At 47.7% G+C, this 20,562-nt stretch carries 21 protein-coding genes and 3 pseudogenes; 11 read left to right on the top strand and 13 right to left on the bottom strand.

What is annotated here, in order from left to right:
* The first annotated feature begins 6 nt into the window (after positions 1–6).
* Together M2404_RS18015 and M2404_RS18010 are read left to right on the top strand one after the other, a co-directional pair.
* On the top strand, positions 7–1,050 hold the full coding sequence (locus tag M2404_RS18015; RefSeq protein WP_259241141.1) for an Arm DNA-binding domain-containing protein: 1,044 nt from the start codon (positions 7–9) through the stop codon (positions 1,048–1,050).
* Positions 1,040–1,351, top strand: a complete 312-nt coding sequence (locus tag M2404_RS18010; protein WP_259241140.1) for a hypothetical protein — start codon at positions 1,040–1,042, stop codon at positions 1,349–1,351. The genes M2404_RS18015 and M2404_RS18010 overlap by 11 nt, the downstream gene beginning before the upstream one ends.
* A gap of 40 nt (positions 1,352–1,391) precedes the next feature.
* Here the strand turns inward: M2404_RS18010 and M2404_RS18005 are convergent, their stop codons facing one another.
* Positions 1,392–2,120, bottom strand: coding sequence for a DUF6710 family protein (locus tag M2404_RS18005; RefSeq protein WP_259241139.1), 729 nt, complete (start codon positions 2,118–2,120; stop codon positions 1,392–1,394).
* A gap of 487 nt (positions 2,121–2,607) precedes the next feature.
* On the opposite strand from M2404_RS18005, the gene M2404_RS18000 reads away from it, so the two are divergent.
* From M2404_RS18000 to M2404_RS17985, 4 genes are read left to right on the top strand one after another with little or no spacing between them, the layout of a single operon-like run.
* Positions 2,608–3,651, top strand: a complete 1,044-nt coding sequence (locus M2404_RS18000; protein ID WP_259241138.1) for a hypothetical protein — start codon at positions 2,608–2,610, stop codon at positions 3,649–3,651.
* A gap of 26 nt (positions 3,652–3,677) precedes the next feature.
* Positions 3,678–4,256, top strand: a complete 579-nt coding sequence (locus tag M2404_RS17995) for a hypothetical protein (protein WP_259241136.1) — start codon at positions 3,678–3,680, stop codon at positions 4,254–4,256.
* 41 nt (positions 4,257–4,297) lie between these two features.
* A complete protein-coding gene (locus tag M2404_RS17990; RefSeq protein WP_259241135.1) occupies positions 4,298–5,416 on the top strand; it encodes an InlB B-repeat-containing protein in 1,119 nt (372 codons plus the stop codon).
* A gap of 20 nt (positions 5,417–5,436) precedes the next feature.
* Positions 5,437–7,182 carry a S8 family peptidase gene (locus M2404_RS17985; protein ID WP_259241134.1) on the top strand — a complete coding sequence of 582 codons (1,746 nt, stop codon included), beginning with the start codon at positions 5,437–5,439 and terminating at the stop codon, positions 7,180–7,182.
* A 204-nt stretch (positions 7,183–7,386) separates the two neighbouring features.
* Here the strand turns inward: M2404_RS17985 and M2404_RS17980 are convergent, their stop codons facing one another.
* From M2404_RS17980 to M2404_RS17970, 3 genes are read right to left on the bottom strand one after another with little or no spacing between them, the layout of a single operon-like run.
* The gene (locus tag M2404_RS17980) at positions 7,387–7,950 is read right to left on the bottom strand and encodes a hypothetical protein (protein WP_259241133.1); all 564 of its coding nucleotides are present in this window, start codon (positions 7,948–7,950) and stop codon (positions 7,387–7,389) included.
* 24 nt (positions 7,951–7,974) lie between these two features.
* Positions 7,975–9,135 carry a lipase family protein gene (locus tag M2404_RS17975; RefSeq protein ID WP_259241132.1) on the bottom strand — a complete coding sequence of 387 codons (1,161 nt, stop codon included), beginning with the start codon at positions 9,133–9,135 and terminating at the stop codon, positions 7,975–7,977.
* Positions 9,136–9,162: 27 nt separating this feature from the next.
* On the bottom strand, positions 9,163–9,774 hold the full coding sequence (locus M2404_RS17970; RefSeq protein WP_259241131.1) for a DUF6795 domain-containing protein: 612 nt from the start codon (positions 9,772–9,774) through the stop codon (positions 9,163–9,165).
* 157 nt (positions 9,775–9,931) lie between these two features.
* On the opposite strand from M2404_RS17970, the gene M2404_RS17965 reads away from it, so the two are divergent.
* The 3 genes from M2404_RS17965 to M2404_RS17955 all read left to right on the top strand — a co-directional run bounded on the left by M2404_RS17965 (position 9,932) and on the right by M2404_RS17955 (position 12,149).
* On the top strand, positions 9,932–10,306 hold the full coding sequence (locus M2404_RS17965; RefSeq protein WP_259241130.1) for a hypothetical protein: 375 nt from the start codon (positions 9,932–9,934) through the stop codon (positions 10,304–10,306).
* Positions 10,307–10,601: 295 nt separating this feature from the next.
* A complete protein-coding gene (locus M2404_RS17960) occupies positions 10,602–11,162 on the top strand; it encodes a recombinase family protein (RefSeq protein WP_215399368.1) in 561 nt (186 codons plus the stop codon).
* A gap of 201 nt (positions 11,163–11,363) precedes the next feature.
* Positions 11,364–12,149: a hypothetical protein gene (locus M2404_RS17955; protein WP_215399367.1), complete on the top strand. Its 786-nt coding sequence runs from the start codon at positions 11,364–11,366 to the stop codon at positions 12,147–12,149.
* Between the two features lie 161 nt (positions 12,150–12,310).
* On the opposite strand, the gene M2404_RS17950 is transcribed toward M2404_RS17955, so the two are convergent.
* The 5 genes and pseudogenes from M2404_RS17950 to cadR form a co-directional block, all read right to left on the bottom strand.
* Positions 12,311–14,827, bottom strand: coding sequence for a tetratricopeptide repeat protein (locus M2404_RS17950; RefSeq protein WP_215399366.1), 2,517 nt, complete (start codon positions 14,825–14,827; stop codon positions 12,311–12,313).
* A gap of 53 nt (positions 14,828–14,880) precedes the next feature.
* Positions 14,881–15,078 (bottom strand): annotated as a pseudogene (locus tag M2404_RS17945) (IS3 family transposase); the annotation flags it as partial.
* Between the two features lie 23 nt (positions 15,079–15,101).
* Positions 15,102–16,154 carry an IS110 family RNA-guided transposase gene (locus tag M2404_RS17940; protein WP_259241129.1) on the bottom strand — a complete coding sequence of 351 codons (1,053 nt, stop codon included), beginning with the start codon at positions 16,152–16,154 and terminating at the stop codon, positions 15,102–15,104.
* Between the two features lie 143 nt (positions 16,155–16,297).
* A pseudogene (locus M2404_RS17935) lies at positions 16,298–17,307 on the bottom strand (IS3 family transposase); the annotation flags it as partial.
* Between the two features lie 278 nt (positions 17,308–17,585).
* Positions 17,586–17,993 carry a Cd(II)/Pb(II)-responsive transcriptional regulator gene (gene cadR, locus M2404_RS17930; protein ID WP_259241128.1) on the bottom strand — a complete coding sequence of 136 codons (408 nt, stop codon included), beginning with the start codon at positions 17,991–17,993 and terminating at the stop codon, positions 17,586–17,588.
* Between the two features lie 95 nt (positions 17,994–18,088).
* On the opposite strand from cadR, the gene M2404_RS17925 reads away from it, so the two are divergent.
* Positions 18,089–18,985 carry a cation efflux transmembrane domain-containing protein gene (locus M2404_RS17925; protein ID WP_259241126.1) on the top strand — a complete coding sequence of 299 codons (897 nt, stop codon included), beginning with the start codon at positions 18,089–18,091 and terminating at the stop codon, positions 18,983–18,985.
* Positions 18,986–18,988: 3 nt separating this feature from the next.
* Complete coding sequence (gene lspA / locus M2404_RS17920) at positions 18,989–19,501, top strand: signal peptidase II (RefSeq protein WP_259241124.1); 513 nt, start codon at positions 18,989–18,991, stop codon at positions 19,499–19,501.
* Here the strand turns inward: lspA and M2404_RS20365 are convergent.
* The 4 genes and pseudogenes from M2404_RS20365 to M2404_RS17900 form a co-directional block, all read right to left on the bottom strand.
* Positions 19,395–19,616 carry a DUF3330 domain-containing protein gene (locus tag M2404_RS20365; protein WP_083844212.1) on the bottom strand — a complete coding sequence of 74 codons (222 nt, stop codon included), beginning with the start codon at positions 19,614–19,616 and terminating at the stop codon, positions 19,395–19,397. The two genes, lspA and M2404_RS20365, sit on opposite strands and share 107 nt — an antisense overlap.
* Before the next feature lie 65 nt (positions 19,617–19,681).
* Positions 19,682–19,918, bottom strand: a complete 237-nt coding sequence (gene merE / locus M2404_RS17910; RefSeq protein ID WP_001087807.1) for a broad-spectrum mercury transporter MerE — start codon at positions 19,916–19,918, stop codon at positions 19,682–19,684.
* The gene (merD, locus tag M2404_RS17905) at positions 19,915–20,280 is read right to left on the bottom strand and encodes a mercury resistance co-regulator MerD (RefSeq protein ID WP_001277463.1); all 366 of its coding nucleotides are present in this window, start codon (positions 20,278–20,280) and stop codon (positions 19,915–19,917) included. Before merD ends, merE begins: the two co-directional genes overlap by 4 nt.
* Positions 20,281–20,297: 17 nt before the next feature.
* Positions 20,298–20,562: pseudogene (locus tag M2404_RS17900) on the bottom strand (mercury(II) reductase); the annotation flags it as partial.

Below are 20,562 nucleotides of genomic sequence, written 5' to 3'. Positions count from 1 at the left end.
TGAAGTATGAAAGCTATTATCCGTGATCCAGGTGGTAAGCTGATGCTTCGGTTGAAAGTTTTAGGTTGTCGATTTTGTGAGCAAACGTATTTTGCTGACTCTGTGCGTAACCGGAAGCTGTTGAAAAGCATCAATCACAAGATCCACGAAGAAATCCAAAACGGTATCTTCGACTATGTGATGCATTTTCCTCACAGTGCGAATGTGCAAAAGATCAGTGCTCTCCAATCACGGTTTCTTTCACCTGGTTGGCGGGGGCTACCAACGTTTAAGAACTTTTATACGCATCAGTTTCATCATGCGCTGTATATGGTACCAAAAAAAGTAGTGGTTTTGGTCATGGCATATCTGGGTGAACTGAGAATTGATGAGGTCTCAGGGCATTACATCGTCAGATTGGCTGAAGCATTAAATACTGTAAGCGGAGTGACAAAGCGAGTTGTTGAAGACTGCATCTCGATGGTATTCGATGTTCTTGATCGTGCAGCGTTATGCTATGTATTCCCCCGCCCTTTCCGCTTCATACCCGAGCATACTGAGGGCTCTGATGTTCCCCTTTCACATCAGAATATTTTACAGATCACCAGTCAGGTACCTGCCAAATATCGGGAGTATTTTTTGTTGAAATTCTACCTTGGGTTGTCAACAGGCGAGTTGATGGCGCTAAAGTGGTCTGATTATGACTTATCTGCATCGACATTCAGAACGCAGAGCAAAGACATCTATGTAGAGCCTTATGGCCGTAGGCTACTGTTCCAACTAATGAAAAAAACCGGTAATTTTAAGTATATTTTTACCGATAAATACGGCAAGAAAAAGCAACCTAATGTGGCCTGGCTGCATAAAGACTGTTGGCCTGAGGCATGTAAGATCGCCGGGTTTCCCGGAAGAGGAATTGCTGCGTTAAAACAAGCCTCTGTCGCCTATCTGTTTGAAGCCGGCGTAAGCGTAAACCAGATTTGTCATCAAACCGGGCTCTATTACCGGCCTGTCATTGATCAGATCCTCACAAAGCATGTGCTTAATCTGAGGAATAGGTATGATGAATAAAAAGTATGCTGGCCAACTTCTAATTTTCACGTTGGTAAAAGACGATGAGCTACCCTATTGCTATGCCTATGGTGTCCGTCTGTCAGAAGAATATGGGGCTCATTTCATCCGAACAACGCCGGTTATGAAGGTTGATCATAAAAAGCAGCACATATTTACACTATTCAACCGTTACAATTTTCTGTATTTCACCTCGGACCCAGCTTACCAAGCTATCCTGTTCAAATTATTTTCTAAGGTGATCACTCCGGTTATCGATGACGAATTGATCATTGCGCCGGTGAAATTAACCCTACAGTAATCCTACTTACTGAATAACGTGAAGTTTGGTATTACCATGACTAAATTTTAGCGTTACGAAAAGGAGACGGCTGTACGGACATGATTCGTCTGGCGATTTCCCAACACCATCCAAACTCTTCATATCTCGGACGTCCCAACCGCAAACCGGAAAGACGGCTGTACCAATTAAGACCATTAAACTCAACGGCATCAATAAGCAACGAAATGTCATGAACCTCGTCAGGAATAAGATGGCCTTGGCCAGCAATAATGCCTTGAGCAATGGAATGGTTGCCACCATTTACCCAGCCAATCATTAGCGGGTACTGAAACGTAACAAAATGGTTGCTGAAATCTTGTTGAAATGGGCCCCACGGACGATCTGCGCCAATGACACCGATATTGCGCATTATTCTGCCAGGATGCCACGGTGTGGGTAACACGATATCCGTCGACAGTTCTAATTGGGGGAACCGGCTCTTGTCTTTAATCAAGCACTCTGCTGACCAACACCATTCTGCGAAAGTCCGATCTTCGATAATACGCTCTCCGGCTTTAGCACCGATAAAGCATAAAATCCCGAGCTCCGTCGCCCAGTGCAGCTCAGTTCCTCCTTTGTGATCATCACAGGTGTAGGCACGGAGCAGATGTTTTGATTGGACGGGACGCATGATGAGCTTAATTAAATCTTTCAACCCTTCGATATTGCCTGAATTGGTAAGAATATCAGCCCGCCTCATGACATTGGTGAATGTGCTGGGGATAGGTGGTTTCATAAAACTAAACATAGGGCCTCATACGACAGGCAAGGTAGAACATTGTCAGTTCAGATCTGTGCTGGATTTTCAACCAAGATTGATAGGCCAACATGCGGGTCAATTCCGATGCTATCGCAGATATTGACGAATTCCAGTATGTCCATCCTACGTTCAAACTGCTCGATTTTAGAAATATAGGTCGAGTTGGGGTGTCCCAGGCGCCTGGATAACTCCAGCTGAGTGACTTTTTTAAATTTACGTTCGGCGATCATCCACCCGACCAGTCGACGATAGCGTTCGTTGAATATGCTCTTCATAGTTGCAAAACATATTCTTTTGATCAATATTATCGAAATTCGATAATTTATGCTTTTATCGAGAAATTAAGCCTCTTTCAGATGAAAGCCTGCCTAAAGAGCGCATCTGAACTCGCTGTGGCACCTCGTTTACATAACGTGCAATCACGTGGCGGCTTGGCAGTAACAAGAGTGCGACTACCCTTTACAGGAAACCAAACATGTTTTTTATGCACAACTTACCCCAGTTGCTTTGCCTCGTTGCCATCATTCTTCTGACGCTACCACGTAAAGCAGCTATTGCGCTCAGCATTGTTGTGATGCTGTTCGTTTACTCGCCGCTTGCTGGCAACGTTATTTTGCTGAGTTTGCTCGGGCTGATTATTTACAAGGGCATTAGCATATACCGCAAACAAAGCAGTATGCCCGGCATTGCGTACATTGCTGCATCCGTTGGGGCTGCGGTTGTATTGACAGTCGTGTTGTGGATGCTTGGCTCACTTTTTGTGCGCAATGGTATCGATCCATTTTGGCTTATCGGTAGCAACCCGCTGCTAATTAGCCTGATTCTTGTGATGGTTACACCCAAAGCTGTGGCCTATCTCCGGGCTCACCCGATTGACCTCTCTTGTGTCATGAATAAGCGGATGCTAATCAGCCTGCTGGTATTTGCCATCACCTTTCAGTGGATTGATATAGCATCGCAAGGCTCACCCTTTGCCGAAGAAGACTCCTCGGTGCTCTTGATGTGGCTGCTCGCCATAAGTGGCATGCTGGCCTATGGCTTAGCGTTGCATCGTATACCAGCCTTAATCGTCTCGGCAGTGTTTTACCTGATGGCGGTAGTGTATGTCGTTGAGCTGTTCTCGCTTCGGCCCTATCTGGCAGAGCTTCGCCGCTTCAGTGACGTGTTCGATGTGTTCCCTCCCTCGCTGTTAACAGCATTTACTCTGCACCTTATCAGCCTCGTGTGTATTTTGGTGTACACCTTTGGATATAACGCTAACCCGCTCCCTGCAGCTCAAATCCTGGGCCGCTTTAGCGGGATTGGCGCGAAAGTGCAGCAGCATACTGCGACAGGAATGGAGAGTGCCAAGGCCTTCGCCCAGACCCATCAGCTGGACAGTAAAGCTGAGTACGCTCGTCAATTTCAACAGCAACTCAATCGACTTAAAGCCGCTCATCAGCGAGATCCCTCTGGCGTGAAAGTGAAAGTTGCTGTCGTCATCGGCGGTGCGTTGTTGCTGCTTTGGCTGCTTTTTTGATTTAACAACACAGGCAGGAGAACTCAATGGAATTAACTGTAAGCTTGCTCGAAGGCACCTACCTTGAAGGCAGTAAGCATTCAAAAACGCATGTTTATTCAACCGGAAATGGCACCCGTGATAGCCCTACTCGCATTCACTCTCAGCAAATGACTATCCAGGAGTTTTGGCTTAAAACCCCAGGTGGCAATGAAGAGAAAATCACGCTGGGTAATGTCGCAGTCGATGCAAGAGCAGGGCATGCAATAGCCATGGTGATAGTGCAGGACGATGGCGGCAATGCAGATTACATTGGTTATCTCAATTACAGCACCGGTGATATTGCACGTTTTGACGACAAATCGGCAGCGCGCAATTTTGCATGCAATGCTGCGCCATGCGTTCTGACTATATTGTTGGCATTTATTGCCGGTGGTATTGGTTGGTACAGCGAAGGATTTATCGCAGGTCTTATCGCGTTTGCCGCGGGCATGATAGCCAGCGTCATCGTGCGCAATATCCATGCTTTTTTCATTCAGGACGATATCAAGCGACTGTTTAACGAGGCAACAAGTGGTGCCGTTAAGCAGCGTACGCAAAAGCGCGATGTGCTTGAAGCATCTTAAGTACACACCGTTTAGATTTACTCAGCAGTAGGAGAATATTTATGTATAAAAGAGCAACATCCGGCAAACGAAAAAGGGTTATTTTAATTAGTTGTCTCAGTATGCTACTTGCCGCCTGTGGAGGCGGTGGCGGAGGGGATAGCCAGGTTACAGTGACCGCCACAGCGGGCACTGGCGGCAGCATTACCCCAGCATCACAAAGCGTTATCAGAGGTAGTCAGGTCACGCTCACGGTTCAGCCGGAAGCAAACTATTCCGTGCAAAGTGTCACCGGCTGTGACGGGACTCTGGAGGGCAACACTTACCGCACTGGGGCGGTTAACGCAAATTGTACGGTGCGCGCCGGTTTTGTGATCAGACCTTTTGAAGCCAGCATCAGTGGTTTATCAGAAAGTGTTGATGAGGGCAGCAGCGGCGAATTTGTGATAACACCACGTTTTGCCTCCGGCGCAGTGATCAGCAGCGTTACGACCTCGGTGGGCGGCAGCACTCTGGCGCTGACGAAGTTGAGCGAGACGTCCTATCGCTATACCGCAGCAGAAACTGACCGAGACCTGAGTGTAAACCTTATCTGGACTGTACAAGATGGAGCAGATGCAACAAGACAACAAAGCGGTTCACTCAATGTGAACATTACAAATAGCTCCTTTGCAGGTCAGTTGGCCGGCATTCAAACCTTTGCTGATAACTATGAGCGTCTGCTTGGCCTGGACGAAGAAAAACGCCTGGTAACAACTCTCAAGGATGTGGCGGATGTGCTGGGCCATGACGCCTCGTTTAATGTCATGGTAGCAGAGCGTCCTCACCTTGAGGCAGCCTTCGCTAACGTCTTTGATATGTTATTGGCGCAGTTAAACGCCTACCTCGCTGGTCAGAGTAACGACACCGCATTGCAGGCCCAGTTTGACGATGCCCTGGCCCGTTTCAGCAGCTATGCCTCGACATACAAACAGGATATTAATGCTTACCTTGCCATGCTCCCGGCTGAGGGTATGACGCCTGTTACTACGGGCGAGTTTTATATTAGCCCTGAGCTTGGCACCGTCTCTTTGTTTACAGGTAATACCGGGCTTGGTGCGGTGCAAGACGGTGTCTGGGTGTTTAACCACGATGTGGCCTACCTCGACGGCTTGCTGGCCAATACCGGCTGCGCCCTGTAATGACGGATAAGGAGCTTTACATGAAGAAAATTAACACAACCCTGTTCGCCATTGCATGCAGCGCAGCGGTAATGTCAGTGCCGGTCGCGGCTGCTGAAGCACTGCAGCGTCTGGTAGTGAGTTTTAAGACAGATAGTGCAGAACGCGTGAGTGCACAGTCAACGTCACAAACTGACAGTCACTGTTTCACCTTAAACAGTGGCACTAACTGGTGTGTACCGGTGCCGGTTCAAAACCGGGTATACTCTGCGCAGGCTTCAAGTGTTAAAGCCGCCGAGCTGAAAAGCCAGGTAGTGAGCGTACCAGCGGAGTTGCCGTTGGAGCAGGCTATCCAGATCCTGTCTGAAACAGGTTGGTATCAGCTTGTGGAAAAAGACATTGCGGTGAGTGTCGGCACCTGGAACCTTGAGGCGCCGAATGACCAATACTTTGCAGAACAGTTCTATTTTTCGGACAACAGTGCTGACAACCCGAACGGCTCATCTATTTTGTCACAATGGACATTGTTGAAAAACCCGGAAAAGCTGATCCACGTTTACGTGCTGGATACCGGCTTTCGTGTAGCCAATGATCTGGATTACCAGCCAGGCTTTAACTTTGAAACTGTCGATGAAAATTCACGGCCTGGCCCGGGGTTTCTTGAAGATGATTTCATCGTAGAAGGTGGATCTTGCAGTAATATGCATGGTGTTGGTGTAGCCGGTGTGGTGGGCGCGAAAATCAACAATGACACGGCCGTTGCAGGCACGACAGGCGATGTGGCCATTCACCCTTTACGGGTTATGCGTTGCGGCTCAGGTTTTATGTCTGATGTGGCGACGGCGTTAAACTGGTTAAGTGGTGACAGCATTAACGGCTTCCCTGATTTTGACGGTGTGCCGGGTGTGGTCAACATGAGCTTAGGCGGTAAAAATGCAGATGCATTATGCCCGTCTTATATCCAAACAGCGATTAACCGCGCTACTGCCGCAGGTTTTGTGTTGGTGACGTCTGCTGGCAACGAAGGTGATTCTGCGGATTTCTACATTCCGGGTAATTGTGAAAACGTGATCAACGTAGGCGCAACCAATACAGGCTTGAGCGGTCACCCTGCTGATATTGCCAGCTTTAGTAACTATGGCCCTAAACTGGATGTGATGGCGGTTGGCGAAGAAGTGGTGGGTCTGGTGATCGACAATAAAGTGGGTTACTGGTCAGGCACCAGCAGTGCTTCGCCATTAGTCGCGGGTATGATTGCTAACGCGAAAAAGGACTTTGATTTTACGCCTGCACAGTGGGCATCATTAATGCCGATCTCATCAGTAAGCCGCTGGGTAGACGGTGCTCGGTGTAATGAAGTGGGCTGCGCCAATGGTGTGTTAGATGCGGTAAAACTGTATGAAAACGCACAGAAGCTGCAAGATGGTACGCTGGACAGCTTAACCCTGTCATTGAACGCCGTGTCAGCCTGTCGCCAAAAATGGATGCTGGAAAACCTGTCAAAAGGTCAGAAGCTGTGTGATCAGGCGGTGATTAAAATGGGCTCAATGGCGGCACTGAATGAGGGAGAGTATATTGAAGTTCATGCATTGCGCAGCGGACAGACGGTAGAAGATGGCACTGGGTTGTCAGGTTCTTACACTCAATCAACAATCGTGATGGATAAGTCTGAGTTTGTAGATCGCACCGTGTTCGTTCGTCGCTGCGATGCGCAGGGGCAATGTCAATACCCTATCCCGCTATCGACTCTGGCGCTGAATGAAACGCCGGAAGCTTGTTTGGAGTAACCAACAGAACAGCTTTGTCGGTGAAACCGGCAGAGCTGTTGACGTGTTCCAGAGCCACCGATGGTGCGGTTCTTACACAAACCTTGCCGCCAGGCTATGTATATACGTTACCCTGCGTAACGTATATACATCACGGCTGTTGATAGACGTTAGAATTAGCCTTTCAGAAGACTGACACACCTATGCGAATACACGATGTGCGCCTTAGAACACGCCAGCCAAATCAGCATCAAATTCCAGCCCGGTAAAACCCGCTTCCTCAAATTGCCTCTTAAATGTGTCGGTGGAAAATAGAGCATGGTACCCATACAGCTTTGACTTAAATATCCACCTACTAGCGACATCGTCATCAACAAATACCAGCTGTTCCAGGCCGCATTCATACCCATCCTCAAAATGTTTGACTGTGCGAGTCGTATCCTCTTGGCCAAACGTCAACGGGATATAGATATACATCGGTTGGCCGGCGACAGTCAGGGGTAAAAATTCACCTTCTTCTTTTAAAGGTCCGCCAAATGCTTCATAAGCGCGCTGGGTCATAAACAAATACGAGCCCCAATATGACACGTCAGGGATCTTTTTCCCTTCTATATACTCAGGAGCTAAGTCACATTTAACAGTTTTCCAGCGTGCAGATAAAGACTCGTTAGTCCTGGGCTGTCTCAGGATCAGTGAATAATCGTCATCCCTCAGAAGATCAGCAAACTGCAGCAGGCTGAGATCGGGCACTTCAACACTGTTGACGATCGGCTTCAAGCGATAAATCATCGATGTGGTGAGCCTATGAAAATCTTAACTAACCATTTCAATCGCGCGACGTGCTACCCGATATAATGCTTCCAGGGTTACTTTAAACACCCACCGAATGAAGCGTGCGGTAAGCTCGGTAACTGCGGTAGTGACTTTGCCTGCAAATACCAGCATATGGCCAAGTAAGCCCATTACCTGTGTTTCAAATTGTGGCGACATAAGCGCGACTTTCTCAACCGTCAAAGCCAGATGGTCATAAAACGTCATAATACCACTGATGGTCATTTGTACCGAGATCCCGGCTAACATGCCGGCATCTTTCAGTAAAGTTATCAGGGCGTGGCTCAGGCGTTCTTGCCAGTGCGTGCTAAAGCTACATTCAAAACGGCGGTCATACATTAATCGCACAGCTTTAACCACGTCGCCTTTGCGCTGTAAATCTTCCCATTGGCCGCGAGATGTTGTGACATAACCCGGGTTCTCCATCATTGAGTGCGAAGATATATTAATACCGGTTGCTGCCGTTAACAGTACGCTACTGCCATTTAGCGGTGCGTGATAAAATGGCCATACGGGGACCATAGGCACTGGATCATCGCCATGCAAACAGCGAAATATCTTATCTATACTGCCGGATGATTTAAGCGCAAAATCGTTTAATCCCACTCGTGGTGCACCATAGGTATATAGCGCTACACGATTACCAAAGTGTTGTTTAATCCAGATGGCGGCGAGGCTTGCTAGGGCACCTCCTAAGCTGTGGCCTGCGCAATGAACCACGCCATTACTGTTGGTGTTCAGTAGAGGTGCTAGCTGTTTCTCCAATGCCGGTTGAATACTTTTAAATACCTTCTGAAACCCGGAATGCACAGCACTACTATTATCGGCGGTCGCTAAGCTGGCATTGGCGTTGCTGAACCAGTCACGACCACTTTTCATATTTGTGCCACGAATACCCAGTGCGACATCACCGGTAAAATGGCCTTTACCTTTGCCGATAATGGCAAAACCGGTTGTGCGGTTAAACAGCGTAGAAATTATACTGCCTGACGTGCCATGAACCACGCCACCGGTTTGGCTAAAGTCAAAATGCTCAGTGATAAACTTTTTTCCTGCAGTGTAATTTTGCCCGGCTTTTATATCTTGGGCTTCGTAAGGTGCTCGTGCCAGCCATACAGCAGTTTTTGGGGTAATCGTCTTCATAATCCGTCCTTGTTTATGGATAAGGCGTTAAAGGCTCTCGATGTTTTTAGCGTCTTCCTCTATCAGGCGTTGCAGTTCATCATCTGAGAATATGGCTTTGTCAGAATGTGTAAATTGGCATTTCGATGTAAATGTTGGAGCAATATCTGACAGCTCAGGATTTTCCAGGTATTTGAGTTGTTCAGTTTTGCTGGCGGTTGCCAATTCGCATTGCAGATCACTGAGGATGAGGTCGAGACTTTTATAGTTCAGGTGATTCAGGTTAGCGATACGGAAAACCAGATCTTTCTCGTCTTTTCTTGGATAATCAGAAACATACAGCTCCATTGATACGCTGACATCAAATAAGACACGACGAACTTTCTTAGTTTTCTGGGGAAAATGAAAATGTCCGTTATCATCTGTAGTTGTGCTGTCGTAACGTTCTTCACCTTCATAGTACGACCGGCGCTTAATTTCTCTGTTCACTACAGGCTTACCTTGCAAGGTGACAACTCCATGTATTTCGGGCGACCACTTAATTTCTGTTCGTTTGAGCCAATCAAACACACCTGCCTCCACGTTTGTTGTTAACACAGAAAGTATAAGCCCCAAGCTAACGGCCATCGCCTTGTAACCAATAGGCTGCCATCCAAGCATTACTACAATCCAGTTGTTTATTTAATGACAGTTATTTTATTACTTTGCCCAATGATGTCAAATTTGTTTTATTGATGTTAATTTTTGAGGTGGGAGGCATTTATAGGAGGTTTGAACTAATATGAACGTTAGTTAAATAACGCATTTGAAGGTAACTATGCCAAAAACAACATCGACAAAAGTGAGCGTTGCAGATTTGGAGTTCGTTATCGAGTACCTGCTTGTTCTCTCACAGTCTAAGCGCGCGTTAGAGCATGATGTCCCGTTGTACAGCAGCCGTAATCGTCTAAAACTATACGAGGCGGCGGTAAGGCTGGAGAAATCTTTTCTGGAGTTGCGTGATCAAGAGTTTGTTGATGCGGTCGACAGGATTTGCGTTGATGTCCAAGGTATCATCGTGAGCACCATACCCGTAGAAGAAATCAAGAAGCTCAAAACAGCTATTCGGCAAAAGCGTTATAAAAATAACGACTACAATCGGTTGCTTAACGAATATCAGAGTACGCTGCAGTTCATGGCGCAGAGGCAATAGCTCCAATCCCAGAATCGAACATCTTCCCTTCAATGAGTTGATATGAACTTAGTCAGGTAATACGCTTACCCATTAGATTTGTTGTGAACTGAGTCCCAATATGAGGCATAGCGCACAGGCAAAGCGGATAGAAAACGATCGTTTTCTTTACACTCCCTGCCGACGCTCAAATCAACTCCCTTCAACCTCAAAACGTGTAAATAAATTTTGTAAATAAATCTATGTAAAGGTTAGGTACCTTTTCTATGCATTTGAGCTAGAATCCAAATGGTGAGTCTGTTGTCAGAGGTGTGCGATGATTTTTGGTTATGCCCGGGTGAGTACTCAAGACCAATCTCTTGATCTCCAAAACGATGCATTAAGAACAGCCGGCTGTGAGGAGATTTTTAGTGAGAAGATCACCGGCAAGCAGCGCGAGCGGCCTGAACTGCAAAACTGCCTGCGGATGCTTCGTAAAGGTGATGTACTAGTTGTTTGGAAACTCGACCGCCTGGCACGCTCACTCAAAGACTTGGTTGAGCTCATTACTGAGCTTGAAGCAAAACAGGTCGGCTTTCGCTCGATTACCGAGGCGATTGATACGACCACCGCCGGCGGTAAGTTAGTGTTCCACATATTTGGAGCTTTGGCCGAGTTTGAACACAACCTTATTCGGGAACGAACGCTCGCTGGTTTGGCTGCCGCAAGGGCTAGAGGGCGCAAAGGAGGCCGGAAACTCTCGATGAGCCCAGCGGATATTCAGAAAGCCGCTGCTATGCTGTTGGACCCTAGAATAACTAAGACCGAAGTGGCAAAGCATTTTGGTGTTAGCCGGGTGACGTTAAACAAGTCCCTTAATAGCCGCCTCGGGAATTAAGTTAATTTACCTAAAATAGAAAAATGCATCCTAAAATTTGTAGCATGCTATTAGATTCCTGAAACTGGATAATTTATGAGCACTAAATTTTCAGTATCAATATTACGCATGACAACCCGATGATTGTCATGTAAATTCACAGTAAATCATCAATTCAATGCCTGATTTAAGCTGAGTCAGAATGGAACTCACAACTTTAAGATGACAACTGTTTTTGGCATTAATCAGCATTTCTGGGCTGCTGATTCACGATGGACATTTATTGGTACCCATCATTTTAGCGATGCGCACGATACCAGAAAAGCTATCCTTTTTGATAATGAAATCATGCTGTATGCAGGTGATGAAATTGCCATAATCGTTGATCAAGCTTGGTCTATGGATGTCATACAGATCGATGATTATCTAAGATTGATGGCTATGGTTTCTGAACATGAACAAAAACTGGAAAAGCTAGTTATTGGCTTAGGGGACGGTTCAATAATTGATCATCAAGATTCGAATCTCTATCCTAAAAGCATAAACAATGAACCTATATTTTACTTGGGTTCAGGAGGTGTGCATGCGGCTGACTTTTTTTACTATACTCATAGAAAGAAGAAACTCAGTAATTTAGGGTGTAACCTCGAAGGGGCGATGAGGTATGCTTCCGTCAAGGATGTCGCCACTGGTGGTAAGAGAAGTATTGATATCTGGCAATCGGGGCGTTATCTTGTACGACAAATGAACAATTTGTTGGATGAGTTTGATCAGTTACGTTATACTTCATACCTTAGAACTAAAGTCGATTATCTCTACCAAGAATTGGAGCAAACTGAAATGACCAAAACAGCAGCGGAAAAACGAAGTGCTTTCTCTAGCACCTTTCGAGCTGGTAGTTTTTCATCTCAAGAAGCAGGTATGAGAAAAGTGACCATGTCTTCTGTGATTTCTCGAATAGAGAGAACTGCAGCCAGAAAAGCGGCTAAAACGAAGAGTCCTGATTAGAGTTTATCGAGTCAGGGTTCTGTACTCTACGCATCCAAGTCAAAATTATATCGTAGCTCCTTACTAGTCTTGAAATAAGAGGCTGCACGCGAGCTCTTTCGTTTTGAAATACAGAGAGCTCGTGCAGTGGTTGAGGGCATTTTAATCTCAAACATGTAATTTCAAATGAACCTATCTTCTGGTGAAATTCCATCGACCCAAAAGAGTATACGCTCTAGGTGAAAAGTTGGTAGTTTAGGGCGACCAAACGTCTTGGCTTTAAAATCAATATGAGAATACTCCCTTAAACTTTTCAGCAATCTCGGCAGCAATCGCTCACAAGCGGTCTTTTGTCCAAACCCGTACATTGTCATGTTACCGGATACAAAGTTAACTGCGCTCCATGCAATGGAATAAAGCTGGCTGGGAGTAAAACGCTCTACGAGAGGAGTTATATCCTCATAATCGCCTGATGTTAATACAACATCTTCTGTGTCAAATACCTTACTCAAGTTGTAATAGAAACTATTCAGAAGCCATGCTACCTTGAGTTTGTTCTCACACTCTGTGACTTCTGATTGTTCAAAAGTCCGTTTCTTGATCTCATCTCTTAGCAAATCTAAGCAGATATCGATATTGAAATAGCCTTTTATGTTGGGTATTAGAGGAAGCGATGTCAGTGAATATTGAGTCGCTGTTTCAGGATCAAAGTCCGCGAATCCATTTCCGCTAAACCTCAGTACCTCAGTAGTCATTAACTCTCTGATGATCGTGTGTGATGTGTGATAATAGGGTACCAACAACGACACTATGGGGTTTGGCCGGAGATGGATGAAGGTTTCTTTGCTTGCATGCGCCATATAGACGGCTGCTGCCAGATATAGTAGGTGTAAATTGCTGACATTGGATAAAATGAGTTCTGACTTCGGTATTGCGAGGATACTCTGAATTTCAGCTTCTTTTTTAAGTTTAACTTCCAATTGCTTTTGTCTGGCAGCTTTCGACTCCCCCTCATCCATAGTATTAATTACATTTTGAGCCGACACATAGTCCTGACGTTTGATATAAATAAGAGCCAGATTGTTGGCCGCCGAATTGCTGTAACCAGAGTCGCTATTCACAACGTCGTGGTATAGAGATATCGCCTCGTCGTAGTCTTTTGAAAAATATGCTTTAAAGAACTTAAGTGGCAAACTAAGGCAATATGGGGTTTCTGCGAGTGCAGCGTAAACACTGTTGGTAAGTTTGGCTGCAATTTCTAGGTCATTGTATTTTGGATGATGAACAATATCGCCAATTATCTCGTCGTAAAAATACTGCAACCTGAAGGGATCGAGTATTCCCGGGTCAGGCGAGTCCTCCCATTCCTCTGCTAACGTAGCCTGGCTATGGGCAGAAAGCCATCTGTAGACTACCCTATATGCCGAGCGGACTTGCTGGATAGCGCACTTACCATACATTTCTTCCCTAATATAATCTGCAACGTTAAGGTGTGCTTTGATATCATTAATTTGTTCGCCATCGTCATCAAACTCGGGTTTTTCCAGTAAATTGAACTCTTCGAAATATGAGTCTTCTTGCCCCACTGAACACAGTAAATCAATGAGTCGCATTCTTAGCCCAGAATGGCTGTAATCATCAGCATAATATTGCAGTTCAAAGGAACACAGAGTCATATCCCATTTTGCTAACCATTTTCGCTCACTATCGGAAAAATAGTCGCAGAATGCCTTGATAGTCTCAAACGGTCGAGCTGGCATGCCGGGTAGATGTTTCGCTTCTATCAACTTACTGATTGCGGAGGCATATATACAATCAAATTCCTTAAGACGTTGATAGAAAATCACCATCGGAATGATGATATGAAAATCATCCAACATGGACTGATATTCACGGAAAAACGAGGTAACACTTTGCTGAACATAGAGCAGTGCTTCTAACACTCGCCTCACATCGCTGTATCCAGGTTCAGCGTCATTCTCAAGAGTCCATAGGAAGTCTCGATAGGCGCTTAAATGAATGTCGCCCTCCGCTATTGGGAGGAAAGCATTATCACCCGGTGTTAGCAGCGCTTGTACCATACCCCATTGATCTTCCCCAAGATGCAAAAGCTCTCTTTTTAAGATGGTATGAAGTGATTCTCTGTCGTTGACATGCCGTAATGCAACAAAGAGCAAGTAGATGCTCCAATTACCATCTAATACCGCAAAAAGCGCCTGGAGTTCATCGTCCAACGAAGGCTTAGTATGCGAGGTACACGCGCTATGATATTGGGCTGCAAAGAAGGTAAAGCCGAATAAGAATGGAACATTTGTATTCTTCTTCTCGAAAAATGACATAACGTCGGACGGGGTAATACTTTGAATATGTTTGCTGAAATGCATAGCGAAGTGTTCATTCGAGTAAGTTCCGTCTGGATCTAATTGAACTGCACACTCATAAGCAGAATACAGAGATGGCAAGATATCCGTAGCGCGACTAAATTTCACATGCCATAAAATATGGCATACCACTTCGTTAAAAAGCCGACCTTCCTCCATACCATCCAAATTACTGAAATCGATTCTTACGCTGCCAGCTATTTTGCTGCCAAATTTCTTCAAGTAAGCGCGTAGCAACTTTTCATTTTTAGCTCGAACAGCCTTTGCCGCTTTGCTGAAATCGATTTGACCGTCATATTCAACAGTAGAAAAAACCACCTGCACTCCTTTGCATGCTAATTGTCGACGTTTACCAAATCAAAGTGTAGTGGTCAACTAATTCCGGACAGTAAATTAGATAGATCTTCCGCTTTTGCCGGTGGCACACCATCGTTGAATTGATGTGGCCTGCGCCAGTTGTAATAATCCATCAGGTAAAAACTGATATCACGCTGTGCTTCTGCTTTGCTCATATAACCCGTTACCGGCACCCACTCAGATTTTAAGCTTCTGAACAGTCTTTCCATTGGGGTGACGCTCCTATGTCAAGCTATCACGTTAGTACGGACAGATCGGATACCATTATGGGGTAAAGCTCTCTAGCAATGTAACGTTTGAGGCATCGTTGGATCTCTTTAATTGATTTACCCTCAGTTGATCGCTTAGCCGCATAAACTCTTGTTCTCGGGTCACTTCGCATTCTAATCAGAGCTACTGTCCACAGCGCATTATTGGCATCCCTTGAACCGCCTCGGTTAAGGCGATGACGTTGAGTTTTACCTGATGATGCTTCTAACGGATTTACACCACACAACGCCGCAAATGAAGACTCTTTATGAAGCCGGGTCGGATTATCACCAGCTGTGACCATGAGTGTGGCAGCAACGTATGGGCCAACACCAAATTGCTCAAGTAAGTGGCAGGCTGTTGATTTAGTCAGCTCTGTCAGGCGTTTTCCTATTAGTCTGAGTTCTTCAGTTAGACTAAGCCAACGATCGGCTAATAGATTGAGCATTGCCGCCAAAGTACTTAACAGCACATCACTGTCCTCGCCTTGAATACGTTTACAGGCAGCTATGCACTGACAGGTCGATGGAACATAGCACGCTGCCCTAATTTGTTCAGGGGCTGTGACTAGAAGCGCTCTGATTTGATTGATAGCCTGAGTTCGGGCTTTAACAGCACTTTTTCGGGCAACAACAAGATACCTCAAGGCTTCAACAACCCCATCATGTGACTTGGGGATAGCCGTGGACTCATTCGCAAGAACTGACCTCGCTGCATTCTCAGCGTCGGTGGGATCTGATTTTCCCCTGAGTCGACGTTTCGCCCTGTTTGGCCGATTGACCTCAAAGACTTTCAAACCTCTTTCTTCAAGGAACTTGCAAAGACCAGCACCGTAAGTGCCAGTTCCTTCCAATCCAGCCTGTTTAATATTTCCAAATGACTTTGCCCAGTTAAAAAGTTCTTCATATCCAATAAAACAGACGGGAAACTCCTGCGTATCGACAACCTGACCAATATTGTTAATCAGAACAGCAACGTGGCTAGTAAGGTGAGTATCAACTCCAAGGGTGAGTTGATTATTTAAGTGATCACGGTTCATCAGTTTTTCCTCAGTAAACCAGCCACCGGACTGGACACTGAAGATGCAAAACAATGCTCCTATTAGGTCACGGATACTGGAATGATCCCAACTTTAACTGACGAGCAATAATCGACAGGTCAACACAAAGACACAAGGTCAATCCCAGCACGGGTCAGATTATTACTGTCAGCACTGGTAAGTATATTCTCTGTATCCCAACAATTACCCCGGCGGCTCATGCTTTGTGTCATGCGATAACGCCACAGCCGTTGACGGAATAAGCGGCTGGCATACTGGCTGCCCTGGTCAGAGTGGAACATCACACCTTGCGGTCTGCCACGTTGCTCATACGCCATATCCAGTGCTTTAATCGCCAGCTCTGCATCAGGCTTGGCTGATAGCGCCCAGCCAACAACACTACGACGGTACAAATCCAAAACTACAGCCAAATAGTGCCAGCGGCCTTCTGCCCAGATGTAGGTAATATCACCGCACCACACGCTATCAGGCGAGCTGACATTAAATTCTCTGTCGAGATGGTTAGGAATATCAAGCCGTTCAACCTGGGTCGTTTTGTAACGATGTGGCCCCGGCTGCTTACTGATGAGCTTTGCCTCTCGCATCAGGCTCATGACTTTAAAGCGACCAATCTCATAACCCAGCTCCCGCATCATGCCAAGCAAGGTTCTGCTACCGGCAGAATGACGGCTGGCTTTGAACAGCTCTTTGATTTTACAACGCTGCTCTAACCGTTCGACGTTGATTTGCTTACTGAGCTGCTTATGTTCGTAATAGCTGCTGGCTGGCACATCAAACACTTCACAGACCACTTCTACCGCTTCATGTTCCCCTAACTGGTCTATCAGCGTGTACGTTCGAACTCGTCTGACATTAAGAGTGCGGTAGCCTTTTTTAGTATGGCCTTCTCCCGCTCCAGTCTGCTCACTCTGGCTTCCAGCTCCTGAATCCGCTGCTGCTCCGGCGTCAGGGCCTTAGCCTTGGGTGTGACACCACCGCGCTCTTGCTCAAGCTGCTCTACCCAGCGGCGAAGTGCGCTCTCGCCCACACCAAGTGACTTAACTGCTTCTGCAATGCTGTAGCCCTGGTCAAGCACCAGACCGGCAGCATCACGCTTAAATTCTGTTGAAAACGTACGACGTTGTTTTGCCATTGAACACCTCTTCTAACGTGGTAATCTTACCACCTAAAATGGTGTCCGGTTTTATTAGACCACTACAAAGTGACTGGTATTTGGATTATTGATTGTGCGTCTGTTGTGTCTGCTGAGCAATATTTTCTTTACCTACAATACCACTGAGCTTAGGTCGATGTTGGTTCCACTTGAACAGAGCTGATATTTTTGGGTAAGCGGATTAAATGGTTGATCTTACCTTTGCATGAGAGTGAGACAGACCGGCATCTCATCGGATTATCTGGTTGATGCTTCACCTACAGCTGGTGCATGTTTCCTTCGCTAATTCCAGCAAGAACCCCACACGCCTCAACTTCCCGGTCATCGTTGCAACTCGCTCTCAGTGAAACGAGTTGTTTCTCAAGCGCTTGCAGAGCGGTTATCTGCGACCGCACATGAGAGATGTGATCATCGAGCAAGGCGTTGACGGCGGTACAAGGCTGATGAGGGTCGTCCTGATAGCTCTGTAGTTCGTGAATCTCAGCCAGTGACAGGCCTAGGATTCTGCAGCGACGGATGAAGGCCAGCCCCTCACCATGCTTCTCGGTATAGACACGGTAACCGTTGTCCTGCCGATCAGGCGGCGGCAACAAGCCCTGCTGTTCATAGAAGCGGATCGTCTGTGTTTCGACCCCTACCAACTGCGCCAACTGACCAATGCGCATCAGCCTCCTCCCCAACGGATTCTTTACTCTATTGACCTTATAGTAGCTTTATAGTTTAAAATGGTACCACAACATTGTTCAAGTGGAGTCGTATCATGAGCAAATCCTGTGGTGGCGCCTGTGGCGGTGATGCAATGTCCGCAGCGGATACCGATATACAGGCCTCCTCCGAGGCGCCAGGGAGATGGGTCAGTGTTTATGCCGTGCCGAAGATGGACTGTCCATCAGAAGAGCGAATGATTCGCCTAGCCCTGAACGGCTTTGAGGAGGTTCGGGCGCTGTCCTTCGACTTGTCGAACCGCCGGCTGAAGGTCGTGCATGACGGCGAGGTCGAGCCCGTCACCTCGAAACTGAAGACCTTGGGGCTAGGCGCCTCGCTTCAGGAAACCGTCGCTGCAAATCCGGAGACCATCAAGGCCGCCGAGTTTTCGGCAGCTTCTGCTAAGCAAGAATCCGGGACCCTGCGCTGGTTGCTCGGCATCAATGCACTTCTGTTCGTGGTGGAAATGACTGCCGGTCTGATCGCCCAGTCCACCGGCCTGATTGGAGAATCCCTGGACAATTTTGCCGATGCGGCGGTGTACGGGCTTGCCCTTTATGCGGTTGGACATAGCGTGAAAATGCAGGTACGTGCCGCGCATCTTGCTGGTGTACTGCAACTGATCTTGGCTGTGGGCGTGCTCGTAGAGGTGGTGAGACGCTTTGTATTCGGTAGTGAGCCTGAATCGCTGGTGATGATGGCTATCGCATTCGTCGCATTGATTGCCAATACCAGTTGTCTGCTGCTCATATCCAAACATCGGGAAGGCGGGGCGCACATGAAGGCAAGCTGGATATTCTCGGCCAACGACGTGGTGATCAACCTGGGGGTCATCACCGCCGGCGCCCTGGTCGCGTGGACCGGTTCCAATTATCCGGATCTGATTATCGGCACCATCGCGGGGGTAATTGTACTTAACGGTGCTAGACGCATTCTGGCGCTCAAGGATTAAGCAATGTCCATTATTGGCAAAAAGCTCTCGCCGTATGCCCTATTGTCCATATCGGGCCTGCTGGCAGCGTCTGATCAGGCTGTAAAGTGGCTGGTGCAGCAATCAATGGCCTATGGCGAGTATGTTTCGGTGACCCCGTTCTTTAACTGGGTGCACCTATGGAACACCGGTGCCGCATTCAGTCTTTTTGCGAATGGTGGAGGCTGGCAGCGCTACTTTTTTATCGGAATCGCGGTAGTGGTCTCGATTTTTCTGATCAAGCTGATCCTTGAAAATCGTCATAAAGGAGAAGCCATCGCTTACAGTCTTATCCTCGGTGGCGCCATGGGCAACCTGATTGACCGGGTCTTTCGCGGCTATGTTGTGGATTCCTTTGATTTCTATTGGCGAGACTGGCATTGGCCGGCCTTCAACCTGGCTGATATTGCAATTGTCCTCGGTGCCTTACTTTTCGTTTCCAGCAGCTTGTTGGGTAAAAAAGCAAACACCAATGCCGAGCCGGATGGATCTGACTGACACCTACGCCATACAATTCCGCGCCTTCCGGGGTGAAGGCGGCATCGAGCGGAATTTCTTTGCAGCATACGCAGCAGGTGGTGCAACTGGCAGTGTTCGGGGCGTTTGCGTTCATGGTGGTACTCCTCCAGATTGGTAGCGAAGCTCAAAGCTGCCCACTCTCGGCTGGCTGGGAAGCGGTCATGATCTTCCCTTGAAGGCCCGCAGCAGCCGCGTCACAGACAGGACAAACAAGCCGGTCAGCGTGAGGGCTGCAATACCCCAGTGCTCCCCGATGAACGCGCCGGCCGTCGTGCCGGCTAGCACAATGGCGAGAATCGGCAAATGGCAGGGACAGGTGAGCACGGCCAGCGCGCCCCACAAGTAGCCGGTGATCGGTTTGTGCGTCTCAGACGGCAAGTGCTCTGGGCTGTTCATGGCAGACTCTCCGCGTGCTGTGCCGGTTCGGTTGGCATGGCGGCCAGTTGCATTTCGAGGCTGGCCAGGGCCTCGCGCCGACGCTCGACGAGTTGCCGCAACACGGCAAGCTGCGCAGACGCACCGTCACCGTCCGCAGCATCCAGCGCCCGGCACAGCCGCGCCAGTGCGTCCAGGCCGATACCCGCTTCGAAGGCAGCCCGTACAAAGCGCAGCCGTTGCAACGCGGTGTCATCGAACAAGCCGTAGCCGCCCGTGGTGCACGCGACCGGCCGTAGCAACCCGCGCAGCAGGTAGTCGCGCACGATATGCACGCTCACCCCGGCATCAAGGGCCAGCCGGGACACTGTGTAGGCGCTCATTGAACACCTCCTTTTCCTCATCCGGCGCAGCACGAAAGCTGCTTCACGTCCTTGCTGAAGGTCTGCGCCGCGAGCTTCAGCCCTTCGACCATGGTCAGGTAGGGGAACAATTGGTCGGCCAGTTCCTGCACGGTCATACGGTTGCGAATGGCGAGCACCGCCGTCTGGATCAGTTCACCCGCTTCCGGGGCCACCGCTTGCACGCCGATGAGCCGTCCGCTACCTTCCTCGATGACCAGCTTGATGAAGCCGCGTGTGTCGAAGTTGGCAAGCGCACGCGGC

The organism is Rheinheimera pacifica, from assembly GCF_024809855.1.
In the GTDB taxonomy this organism is placed as follows: Bacteria; Pseudomonadota; Gammaproteobacteria; order Enterobacterales; family Alteromonadaceae; genus Alishewanella; species Alishewanella pacifica_A.
The sequence above is the reverse complement of the archived record's forward strand: the minus strand, read 5'-3'. Positions and strand labels throughout refer to the sequence as shown.